This window comes from Corallincola holothuriorum (assembly GCF_003336225.1).
In the GTDB taxonomy this organism is placed as follows: domain Bacteria; phylum Pseudomonadota; class Gammaproteobacteria; order Enterobacterales; family Neiellaceae; genus Corallincola; species Corallincola holothuriorum.
In genome coordinates this window covers 86,930-98,576 of sequence record NZ_QPID01000006.1, presented here as the reverse complement: position 1 = coordinate 98,576, position 11,647 = coordinate 86,930, and the positions used below count along the sequence as shown (strand labels likewise).

The window sequence follows — 11,647 nt, the reverse complement described above, 5'->3', positions numbered from 1 at the left end:
TCTCTCTTAGAAGAAACTATCTTTCACCAGGATCGTATCTCCCGGATGAATCTCTGTAGAAAGATTCGCGGTCAATTTTTCCTTCCCTGAATTAGTGTTAGAAAGCGTGAACTTACTCGTCGAAGCTCTCTCGGTAAAACCACCAGCAATCGCAACAGCCTTTTCAAGTGTTAAACCAGGTTGATATGGGTACCCCCCAGGCCTCTTTACTTCACCATAGATATAGAATGGCCGGTAGGTAACAATATTAACCAACACACTTGGATTTATAAGGTAATCACCCTTAAGGCCTTCCGATATGTAGGCCTGAAGCTCGGCCGTCGTTTTATTTCCAGCAACAATTTTCCCTAAATAAGGGTAAGAAATAATCCCATCTTTACCAAGGGTCGTTTCAACTGAAAGTTCATCTTCACCAAAAACGTGAATCCGAATAGCATCACCAGCACCTAGGCGATAATCGCTTGGCGCTTCGGCTGCAGACAGAGAGAGAGAAGCGCAACACAAAAGCAACGCGATCACGTATCTAATACATATTGTTAAGCTGAGCTTCACAGGTTAACCTCATTCGGTTGTGCTTATAACGATGCTTGCACTGACACTAGGAATAGATTCTTATTGTAAGTAACCTCGTCTACGTTGGAATCCTTATCACTCCAAACGTATTCGGCTTTAAAACGCAACCAGCGGCGAAAATCATAAACAGCCCCAATAGCCGCTTCCCAGTATTCATCGTCACGGTCAACACCCGTATACGATTCATCAACATATCGAACACTCAGCTCAGAACTCAAACGCTCTAACCATTTATGCTGCCATATCCCCTCGACATTTGTTTGCTTAATATAGTCACCAAATGTATCAGGGTCTTTGGAATCTCGTCCTGTAACAAATGTAAAGACGGTATGAGCTTTGGGCTGCCAAGATAGCTCAACGTCCCACGAAACATCATCAAAGTTTTCGCGGTCACCATCTTCGAAGTCTTTGTTTTGCCAACCTATTCGTGCGCGACCATCAGTCTTCCCAGTAATATCCCACTTTAATCCCATTAAAGCTGTCAGAACTTCACTGTCTCTGGAAATAGCACTAAGATCTAATGTATCGTACTCAATATCTTCATAAGAAACATCAAACGTTAAATCGGTTTTAGGCATGACGGACCAGTACGTAGTAGCGCCAACCTCAATCGAGTCGTAATCACGATATTTTGTGACATCCCGGAAGTTACTATACTCTTTCTTTTCATATCGACTACGGAGATCGAATCTCAAATCTGACGAATAGGCACCCATTCCGAGCGTTGCTCCTGCACGATAATAATCATACTCAGTAACATCATCGAACAACCCTTCATTACCTTCGGAAATACCTGTTCCTCGGGCGTCATGGGCTCTTTGATAGCCTCCCGTCACATCTACTCTATATTTAGCAGTAAACTCATGATGTAACTTGGCCAGCACTGTATGATCAAAATAGTCGTCATCACTTGAATCAAAATACCACGCTTTATCAAAGCCATATTTTAACGATGCATTGGAAATATCACTTCCACCAGCGAGGACAGCATGGGGGGCTATCTCCGTATACATACTATCTATTTCGTCAACATTGCTATTCGCAACATTGTCATCATAGCCCACGGAAGTTTCTAACACTGGGGTCAACGTAAGGCCCGACTCCATTTTGTATGGCGCAGGATCAAACTCGGCACTACAAACCGCAGAGGAAAAACTACAGAAGACAACGGCAGTCGTTAACGTTGTTTTGATCTTAAAGTTCAACATAAAGGTTCCCTTAATACGCATTACTGCCCACAAATCCTTTGAAAATCGTTAAAAATACAATTTTAATATCCAGCCAAACTGTCCACTGGCGAATATAATTGAGGTCAAATTCAACCCGCTTTTCCATCTTCTCCAATGTATCCGTCTCACCACGGAAGCCACTAATCTGAGCTAACCCTGTAATACCTGGCTTCACTTTGTGACGAAGCATGTAACCAGAAATCAGTGAACGATATTCTTCGTTATGAGCGACTGCATGGGGACGTGGTCCCACGATAGACATAGAACCCTGTAATACATTGATAAACTGCGGTAACTCATCTAAGGATGTCTTGCGAAGAAAAGATCCAAGCTTGGTTATACGGGGATCATCTTTGGTAGCCTGTTTAACTACACCGCCATTGTCCATAACCCGCATGGAGCGAAATTTCCAAACACGGATAGGAGTACCATCGATACCATAGCGATCCTGTTTAAAGAATACAGGCCCCTTTGACGTGAGTTTTATCGCTAAGGCGATGACCATCATAGGAATGGCAATCAAGGTTAAGATCAAAGAGCCGAGAACAAGATCTTCAACGCGCTTAAGCCAAGAAGGAAAACCGTTAAGTGGTGAATCAAAAACACTTAACGTCTGTACATCTCCTACGCTATGCCAACGAGCATGTAGCATCTTGTAAATAAATAAATTAGGTATTATGTGAACATCTACCGTGGTATCACCACAGCGCTCCAATATTTGAAAGATCCGATCTTCCGCTTTCAATGGCATGGCGATATACAAAAGGTCAATTTCATTGCGACGAGCCATGCCAATAGCATCTTCGATATTGCCGATAATTCGCGAACGATCGTATGAGGAAAATCTATCCATGTCGCGGTCGTCAAAAATACCTTTAAGGCGAATCCCCTGCTGCGGATTCGACTCGATTTGTTTAGCAAGTTCCAAGCCTGACTCTGTCATACCAATAATGGCGACAGTGCGGGTATTGTGACCTTGTTCCCGCATAAAGAAGAGAATTTGGCGATACCATAACCGCCACACACACAAGAGTACCCAGCAAAAAATAATCCAAGCCAAAAAACTCTTTCGGGACATGCCTATTTTCTCTTCAAAGAGGAACAGACAAATCAAACCAGCAAAAGCGACAATTCCCCAACTCAGGCTCACCGTACCTAGTAACTCGGCGCCGGTAGAAAAACGCCAAGAACGGTACAGCTCCATGCTCTCCGCTGTAAGCATGAAGCTAATGGCCGCAACAACGGCCATCAGAATGAACGTCGAGCTGACTTCAAGATTCAGCGAATGACAAGTCAGCAAAAAGCTACCGATGATGATAAACACATCAAAGAAACGGTATAGCGTCGAAAACTGATTCTGATGAGACCGGATAAAACCTTCCCTAGCCATCGACCTGCTCCCTTATGATTAATGTTAGTGACACGACTTTACTTCGCTCGAATCTGCCAAAGGTATATTTTCAGGATCTATGTCACATTTGCAACCTTTTTATAACAGTTTCAGCAAAATTAATGCCACTACCACCACTCAGGAGAATACCCAAATATAATCAATTAGTTAATAAGATGAGCAACCTTTTCGAGAAAGAGAATTACACTATAAAAACTAGAAAAGCCAGAGAATTCGCACCAAAAAAGTGCAACTCCTCTAGCTTATTGAATCCAGAACTAGTTAATCAGGCAAGCTCAACGCAACTTTTTACTCGACACAAACCGCATCATTAGATAACAAACAGACTCAGCTCATGGCAGCGGGATGTGTATCACTCCACCAGCATATTGCAAAGCACTCAAGACATCAGAGCAAGGAGAAAACGCTAAATCCGCAACACCCACACCAAACTCTCCCTCCACTTTTATCCAATTTTTTCCGCCGTCGCGAGACAGATAAACTTCGCCAATATTTTCACTACTCCAACCGTTTGTTCCAACAGCTATAATCTTCGAATTATTGGGATCTATAGCTATTGCTTCAACAGTTCCTGAATTATCAAAAGCCCGCAAAAGACGCCAAGGCTTCCCTAATCCATCTTTGACGTATAGCTCCGGGCGAGCTCCCTGAGTTGCAGCATAAAGGCGGCCATTTACATCCATCTCCAAGTCATATATTGCTTTACCCCTTAAACCGGTAATAAACCAGCTCTGCCCTCCGTCCTTAGATACGTAAACACCTGTTCCTGGCGATGCTAAATAAAGATATCCCTGATTATTAGGATCAGCAACAAGGCCATTATACACTTTCAAGCTTGAAGGCTGACCAGAGGTTTCATGCCAATGATAGCCTCCATCATTAGAGACAAAAACACCGGCCCCATCAATAGCGAGGTATAGTCGCTCTGAGTTAAACGGGTCTGCCACTAAAGCTCTTGCATACCCCTTTTCCCAAACGGTGTTTTCAGTGGAATAGGACTCAGGTAACCCAGACGTAACAACGCTCCAGTTTCCACCATAATTTTCACTGACAATTATTTGGTTTGCATCACCAGACCACGGACTGCTAGCAGCGACGATTCGTTCACCCTGACTAACAATGCTCCAAACATGACCCGCAACATCCCATGTACCCATAAAGAGGCTATCAATATAGCTGGAGCCAGCTTGGGGAAATAGAGATGAATGGGAAGCTGGGCTAGGCGAATATTTAATCAAGCCAACATCCATAGAACCTGTTAAGAGATCACCTTTAGAGGTATAGACCAACGCTGAACCCGCAGTATTTGCTGCGCCTGTAATAAAGTCTTCTACCCAATTTTTCCCACCATCAGTACTTTTCCAGTGCCCCCAATAAGTTGTTAAAAATACAGTTTCAGGGGAATTAGGGACGATAAAAACAGACATGATCTGATCGAAGCTACCGCTTTTCCATGCCCTAGTTGGGTTAGATGACGAAAAATTACGTTTTCTGACCGGATTGCTCCACGACCCACCGGAGTCAGTACTCAAGATTATTCCAGAACGCCAATCCCGATACCAAGCTACGAAAATAGTCAGCTTACCATTGGTATCGTATGTTAAAGAAACTCTGTGTGCAGTAGCACCGGAAGGGAGGCTATCTGCAATAGAAATGCGTTCCCAACTTGCCCCATTATCAAAACTTAAACTCAGTACAGTCCCGCCAATAAGTGCGGTAGCTATTTTTCCTTTATGCTGGGATGAACTTGTATCTATAGTTCCGAAAGAGTCAGATGACTCGATACTCCAAACCTGTTCAGAGACCGTATAAATAGTAGTGGTTTCTGTTGTTCCAACTAAAACACGGCTACCATCTCCCAATGGAACAACTGCTGTCGCCGGTTTATTAGTGGGGGTACTACCAATTACGACATGACTGTCATCAGATAGTAGGTAAACATCACCTAATAGATCGCCAACAAAAAGCTGCCTACTGTCTGAAGGGTGTACTGATAACGGCTTAACGTTACTCCAACGTTTAAATCTTAGACCTTTCGCGAATTCGCTATAACTTTGCCAAGTTTCTCCGGCATCTGACGAATAAAAAATACCTTTGGCCGTGCTGGCATACAGCCTGCTTTCATCAAAAGGGTCGATCACTAAAGCGGCAATATGGAGGTTATCGAGTCCATTATTAATTGCTGTCCATCTGACATCATCACCGCCTGCCCTCCAAAGTCCGGCCACATCAGAAGTTAAAAAGACGAATTTATCATTCGTAATAAGCTGAGGATACGCCCCCCCTCCGGACCAAGGCGAGTAATTACTCCAATCAGGACAGCCAAGTTCTGCTCCCTGAGCATATTGCACACTGGACAAGCAAAAAACAGCGGCCAACACCACATGCAACAATTGGATTTTCATGTGAATACCCTTATCCGTAGAGGATGAAACCGGAATACCTAGCCATAACTAAGTCATCATCAAATAATTACCACTTCAATAAAATGTGCAACAATTCAAAATACTAGTTCAGTTAGTCACAGTCATTCGGCGATAAACCTGAAAAAAATCGAACAGTTACACCTTGCAACTTTGTCTCGGGGAGATCTTAAAAAAACTCTTAGGCAAATTATAAAGTAATCTACCCGCCCCCCTATTTGTGATGCTCCAAACAAGCAAAGATGACAACACTATAATGATGGACATTAACGTAGGGTATAAGCACGCCCACCATGTTGCAGAAAAACCTTGAAGCGGACTATTTTCACTCGCAAACGAAGGAAGCAAACAAATAAGAGCAACTTCTATAAAAATTCTATGTAGCACGTATATTTGAAGTGTATTACGTCCAATCCATCCCAACAAACCTAATGGCAGCTTACGCTGAAGTAATGAAAAAAATACAGCACCAAAAAAAACAAATAACATGCTTTCAAAAAGGGGAACCGTCACACCAAAAATTTTTGTTATAAAAACCAAGACAAATGGAATAGAAACAAGAACAACTGTATTCAAGCTAATACTATTAAAAAAATGAAAAATACGGGTTCCAAAAAAACAACCAAAAGAAAAATATATACCATTCATCAAAATACTTCGAGAAGGCCACTCTCCAACAAAGAGCCACCCAACCAAATGCATAGCCAACATAATAACCATAGCAATTTGAGGCTGCTTACACAACAATTTAGTCAATGTAAAATAAACCGCCAATGCATAAAGATACCAAAGGCTACTAGACCCCTTAATCATCGACACGGCAAAGCCTTTTAAACTAGTACTATACAGAGAGTTATTAGACTGAGAAAAATCCATACTAGAAGAAAAATACATATGCAGCAGTGAAACTAGTGACCACTGTATCGTGCCCCAAAGAATGAAGAGATATATTAACAAGCATATTTTATTAATAAAAACATCTTTCCATTGATTTCTAACTACTGCCTTATAAGCCAAAAAACCTGACAAAGTAAAGAATATCGGCATTCTAAGTGGAGATAAATAACGACCAATCGCTTCATGCACTCTTAAAAAAAACATTCCAAAATCTGAAAGGAGAATATCCTGGGAAATATAAGAAGTAATCGTGACATGGTGAAAGACAACAAGAAGTATGCACACTCCTTTAGCTAGGTCTATCCATTCAATTCTGCTGCTTTTATAACTATCCATAAAAAACCATATTTTTTTAAAATATGAGTCATTACCGACAAACTAAATCCAGAGCCATTCTTAAAGCAATACTTCAACGCTTACAACATATAAGAAACAACAACACCGAAACTATAGTAAATAATGCACTCAACTAGGGCGCAGAATCATGCATCAATTTTTCCAAAACAATTCCATCTTGAAAACTAATCAAAGTAATTAGCAACATCGTTACAAGCTTTTATTATTAGAAGAACCTACAGCAGTCTATGCGCCAGAAAAATTTGTGACATCAGAGATGGTGATCGAAACAGGATTTATAAATCATCAAAACACCAAATTAATACTAACATGATAAAATAGAAAAACAACAAGCCTAAACCGAAAAATACATACCGGCTTTCGAAAAGAAAAACCTGAAAATTCTCACCCATCAAAACAATTGATAAAACAGCACTTCCTTTAATAAAGAAAAAATAAATAATTAAAACTTAATACAACATATATAAAGCAAAATAAGGAAAGACACGTTGGGAAAATTAATCTGAAAAAAATTTGGAATAAACATTTAAAAAACCGAAATTTTCCAAGCTGATAAAACTAACGAAATCAGCTTCAAGCTTTGGAAGGAGTTGTTGCCTAAATATCTGAACTTTCCACAACTGTTGCGATCAGATCCTGCAAGCATGTCACAGGCTCTGGCGAAACATGAAAAAGAATACGCGTAGAACCACCAATTGGTCTCAATACAACAAAGCCTTGGTTAATCGAGGCTCTCTCACGTTTTGGATAGATGAACACGCCATTCATCAATGCTGCTGTACTGAACATCATGGTGGCCGGGAACGAGGTTTTCAGCTTAGCGACACGGCCATCGAGACGGCGTTAATGCTCAAGGGGCTGTTTAATCTTCCCTTGCGGGCACTTGAAGGGTTTATCAATTCGGTGTTTAACCTAATGGATGTGCCTTTATCCTCTCCCGGTTATAGCTGCATTAGCAAGCGCACCAAGACCGTTGATATCAAGTATTGGAACCCTTGTCGTGGTGCGGTAGCCCACTTGGTTGTCGATGCCACGTCTGAAGGTATATGGCGAAGGCAGTGGAAGATACGTAAGCATGGCAAGGAAAAACGCCGAATCTGGCGTAAGCTTCACTTGGCGGTTGATACCGCGACGCATGAGTGATCGCCGCTGAGGTCAGTTTGGTCAATATTGCCGATAGTGAGGTGTTACCGAATCTGGTCAACCCGTTAAGACGCACAATTAAACAAATGTCGGCAGACGGTGCCTACGACACTAAAGCCTGCCAAAAACTGCTTAAACGCAAAGGTTGTAAGCTGACTATCCCGCCGCGAAGAAATGCGGGCTATTGGGAGGAAGACCACCCAAGAAACGAGGCCGTTAAAGCACATAGAAATGACACGCTAAGCAGTGGAAGAAAGAGAATGACTAACACCAACGCTCCTTGTCGGAAACCGCGATGTACCGCTACAAGCAACTAATTAGCCCAAGCTGAGCTTGAGGGACTACAACGCTCAAGTCGGCGAGGCGCTGGCGGGTGTGAAAGTCATGAACAAAGTGGTAGGGCTAGGTATGCCTGTTCGTCAGGTCATCAACTAACCCTGGGAAAGCCCATGGGGCTGGGCGGCCTAGAGGCTGATTTGATCAACAAGGCCGCTTTGGAAGAGTAAATTTAAAAAATCATATCTAGAAATAGAGAAAAGGAAAAGTGCGCCTCCTACTGAGGAGGCGAAATCAAAATAATCTGCAACAATAAATAATATTGAGAACACCAGAAATAGTAGAGTTATTCCATAACTAACCAAAACATATCCTTTGTTTTACCAACTCTCTTTTCTATAAGAAAGTATAATTATTAGTCACGTTCTGTCTTTATCCACTTTTTGTCTTTAGTAGCTGATATTTTTTTATAAAGAGAAAACTTCCCCATTACAAAAATTAAAATCCCGCCAATATCTTTCAGAGATATACAGTCCCTTCCACGAAACCACCAAACCAACATCAGCGAAAGAACCAACGCAAAGTAAGGAACACTCAACACAACAAAAACAGCTGGCATGAAATCGACGAGAAACATCATTAGTGACGATAAAAAACACAGCGTTGATATAAAGATCCAAAGTACAGTGGGCGGTATCATTGCATCCAACATCATTAAGCTCGCTTTAAACTTACCCGTCGCGAATGCTCGAAGAAACCGTGGAACAAGATCGAATATCGATGCTAAGTGACCATGTTCCCAGCGCGTCCGTTGAGTCTCAAGAGCCTCGTCGGAACAGGGAAAGTAACTTTCAACTATCGCAGTGGGTTCGTACCGCACCAGGTCACCCTGTTCAGAAAGCTTCAAGCCAAGTTCAAGATCCTCAACAATACTGCCACTCGCCAATGATACCTTTGACAGGAGCTCCCATGGAAAGGCCATACCGGATCCTTGTAACTGGCACCCCAAACCAAATCTTCTCATTCCCCCAGGTCGCACTTGGTTCTTTACCCGCCAGGCAAATTCCGCCAGACGAACTTTTAACGGTGCATCATCAGGCGCTTTCATTAGGTAGAGAGATTGCACTGCACTCTGCTCTGACTGACTGACCATGACAAGCTCTTTAAAAGAACCAGCCTGAAACTGGCAATCAGCATCAAAAATTACTACGGTAGCTGGTGGACTATCAGCGATGTACTGCATTCCAAAATCTAACGCGAACCCCTTCCCCTTATTCGTATCAGAAGTCCGCTCTAACACCTCGACCGCAAACGATCTACAAATTTCAGCCGTATTATCGGTACAATTATCAGCGACAACGACAACTCGATCATGTTCAGAGATCTCTGACATCAAGGCGCCCAAAGTCTCTCCAATAATCGATTCTTCATTATGGGCAGGGATTAAAATGACACATTCTTTGCGCTCGCCAGATACGATCGTTCGCTTACCGAACGTGCCAATCCCAAAAAAGTACTCTATAGATAAATATAAGCATGGGAGCCCAATAACGATAAATAGTAGCGTCGACAACAGGATTTCGAGACTCATTGCTGCTCTCTCTTTGCCTTAGCTAAGGCTTTCAGAAAAATATAAGGCGAGTTTCTTTGCTTCAGTATCAATACAGTGTCTCGATTTGACTGCCAAAAATGCTTTCTCAGTAATTTCATTAACCAGCTCCGTCGGTGTCGCAGCAAAGTCAATAATACTTTCGGCAATAGCATCAGGATCGCCTGCGGCACATAACCAACCAGTTTCCCGGTGCTCAATCAATTCAGGAATGCCAGCAATATACGTTGTAATCACTGGAGTTTTAGTGGCTAAAGCCTCCATTATTGCTACAGGTAACCCTTCGCCAAAACTTGGAAGTATCATGGCGTCAGATTCCCTGAGCAGAGATTGCACCTTAGATGAGCTTATCCAACCGGTAATTGATACATATTCACTTAACTCTAAGCGCTCTACCAAGGCTTCAACTTCGTTTCGCATTTCGCCGTCACCCGCAAGTACTAAACGAATATCAGCGCCGGAATCGCGAGCCTTCTTTACCCCTTCAATCAGGAGTAACTGCCCTTTTTGCTCACATAAACGCCCGATACATAGCAATTGCTTCTGCCCACCAAGCACTTGAGTTTTATCAACTGCACCAAAAAAATCCGCATCTAATCCACAATGAACAACCTTTATTTTGTCCCAATCAGCATAATCGCACCAACGATACAGCTGCGACCGACCAAAACTGCTTATCGCCGCAACAAATTTTGAGTGAGCAACCTTTTCTTTCAGATGAAGCCCCTGAGGTTTATCGAACTCTTCAGGACCATGCACAGTAAAGCTATAACCCGGGCCTCCAAGAAGGTGGCACAACATTGCAATTTCTGTCGAGTTCGTTCCAAAATGAGCATGGATATGCTCACTTCCCTCATTTTCACACAGTTGCTTTAACTTACACGCCTCTAAGAGATAAATGATATGATAAAGCGCATTTCGCTCGGACATACGGCTCATTTTAAGCGCAGAACTTAGTGCCTTGAAAAACGCCCGAGGACTATTGAAGAGTGCTGAACAAGCTAAGCCGAGGAGACTTTTTATTCCCCCTTGTAATACATAGGAAGTCTTTCCCTTTTCTTCCTTATCTAACGGGTCGACAACGTCGGCATCCCATCCTCGTATTGAAACTCGATGCACACATACACCAGCCTGCTCTAATGCTAAAATCTCTCGGCGAATGAAGCTATGGCTAACCTTCGGGTATTGGTTAACAAAATATGTTATTTTCATTCTCAATCCTGCTTCCTAATCCTAACAATTTTTGCCGGGTTACCGACTGCAACAGCATTATCGGGTAAATCATCCAACACTAAAGACATTGGGCCAATCTTTACATTGTCGCCGATAGTAACGCTTCCTATTACAATACAATTCGCACCAAATTCAACGTTATTGCCAATCACGGGAACATCATCGTCTGACCGGCGATTACCTAACGTAACTCCTTGCCGCAATGTGCAGTTTTCACCGATAACAACCTTAGGATGTATAAATATCTGCCCAAAATGCCAAATACGAAGCCCCCCACCAATATCAACTTCTTTGGGAATACTTATTCCTGTAAGCGTTTCAAATAAACGATATATCGGAAAATAGAAAAGACAAGCAAGCCTTCGGAGTAATGAATTAGAAATAGAATCAATACGACATCCAAGTCTATACAACAAAACACTATACAATGATTGCTCCCTAAAAAGAGAGCGCCAACCACCATATCGCTCAACATCCCGCTTGAGTGCACTCATAT

8 protein-coding genes and 1 pseudogene are annotated in these 11,647 nt (G+C 42.3%); 1 reads left to right on the top strand and 8 read right to left on the bottom strand.

What is annotated here, in order from left to right:
* Positions 1–6: 6 nt before the first annotated feature.
* The 5 genes from DU002_RS11145 to DU002_RS11125 form a co-directional block, all read right to left on the bottom strand.
* Complete coding sequence (locus DU002_RS11145; RefSeq protein ID WP_233496478.1) at positions 7–552, bottom strand: polysaccharide biosynthesis/export family protein; 546 nt, start codon at positions 550–552, stop codon at positions 7–9.
* Between the two features lie 23 nt (positions 553–575).
* The gene (locus DU002_RS11140) at positions 576–1,781 is read right to left on the bottom strand and encodes an outer membrane beta-barrel protein (RefSeq protein ID WP_158538034.1); all 1,206 of its coding nucleotides are present in this window, start codon (positions 1,779–1,781) and stop codon (positions 576–578) included.
* 10 nt (positions 1,782–1,791) lie between these two features.
* The gene (locus DU002_RS11135; RefSeq protein ID WP_114338466.1) at positions 1,792–3,192 is read right to left on the bottom strand and encodes an undecaprenyl-phosphate glucose phosphotransferase; all 1,401 of its coding nucleotides are present in this window, start codon (positions 3,190–3,192) and stop codon (positions 1,792–1,794) included.
* Positions 3,193–3,545: 353 nt separating this feature from the next.
* Positions 3,546–5,618, bottom strand: coding sequence for a sialidase family protein (locus DU002_RS11130; protein ID WP_114338465.1), 2,073 nt, complete (start codon positions 5,616–5,618; stop codon positions 3,546–3,548).
* Between the two features lie 156 nt (positions 5,619–5,774).
* Positions 5,775–6,869 (bottom strand): acyltransferase family protein, encoded by a 1,095-nt coding sequence (locus tag DU002_RS11125; RefSeq protein WP_114338464.1) that lies wholly within the window; start codon positions 6,867–6,869, stop codon positions 5,775–5,777.
* Between the two features lie 687 nt (positions 6,870–7,556).
* Here DU002_RS11125 and DU002_RS11120 point away from each other — a divergent pair.
* Positions 7,557–8,468: pseudogene (locus DU002_RS11120) on the top strand (IS5 family transposase).
* A 256-nt stretch (positions 8,469–8,724) separates the two neighbouring features.
* Here the strand turns inward: DU002_RS11120 and DU002_RS11115 are convergent.
* From DU002_RS11115 to DU002_RS11105, 3 genes are read right to left on the bottom strand one after another with little or no spacing between them, the layout of a single operon-like run.
* On the bottom strand, positions 8,725–9,900 hold the full coding sequence (locus DU002_RS11115; RefSeq protein WP_114338463.1) for a glycosyltransferase family 2 protein: 1,176 nt from the start codon (positions 9,898–9,900) through the stop codon (positions 8,725–8,727).
* An 18-nt stretch (positions 9,901–9,918) separates the two neighbouring features.
* Positions 9,919–11,130: a glycosyltransferase family 4 protein gene (locus DU002_RS11110; protein WP_114338462.1), complete on the bottom strand. Its 1,212-nt coding sequence runs from the start codon at positions 11,128–11,130 to the stop codon at positions 9,919–9,921.
* 2 nt (positions 11,131–11,132) lie between these two features.
* On the bottom strand, positions 11,133–11,645 hold the full coding sequence (locus tag DU002_RS11105; protein WP_114338461.1) for a serine acetyltransferase: 513 nt from the start codon (positions 11,643–11,645) through the stop codon (positions 11,133–11,135).
* Positions 11,646–11,647 lie beyond the last annotated feature (2 nt).

Excerpts from the sequence above, each read along its gene's own strand:
- DU002_RS11140 (WP_158538034.1), bottom strand. The coding sequence starts at position 1,781 with ATGTTGAACTTTAAGATCAAAACAACGTTAACGACTGCCGTTGTCTTC.
- DU002_RS11135 (WP_114338466.1), bottom strand. The coding sequence starts at position 3,192 with ATGGCTAGGGAAGGTTTTATCCGGTCTCATCAGAATCAGTTTTCGACG.
- DU002_RS11130 (WP_114338465.1), bottom strand. The coding sequence starts at position 5,618 with ATGAAAATCCAATTGTTGCATGTGGTGTTGGCCGCTGTTTTTTGCTTG.
- DU002_RS11125 (WP_114338464.1), bottom strand. The coding sequence starts at position 6,869 with ATGGATAGTTATAAAAGCAGCAGAATTGAATGGATAGACCTAGCTAAA.
- DU002_RS11115 (WP_114338463.1), bottom strand. The coding sequence starts at position 9,900 with ATGAGTCTCGAAATCCTGTTGTCGACGCTACTATTTATCGTTATTGGG.
- DU002_RS11110 (WP_114338462.1), bottom strand. The coding sequence starts at position 11,130 with ATGAAAATAACATATTTTGTTAACCAATACCCGAAGGTTAGCCATAGC.
- DU002_RS11105 (WP_114338461.1), bottom strand. The coding sequence starts at position 11,645 with ATGAGTGCACTCAAGCGGGATGTTGAGCGATATGGTGGTTGGCGCTCT.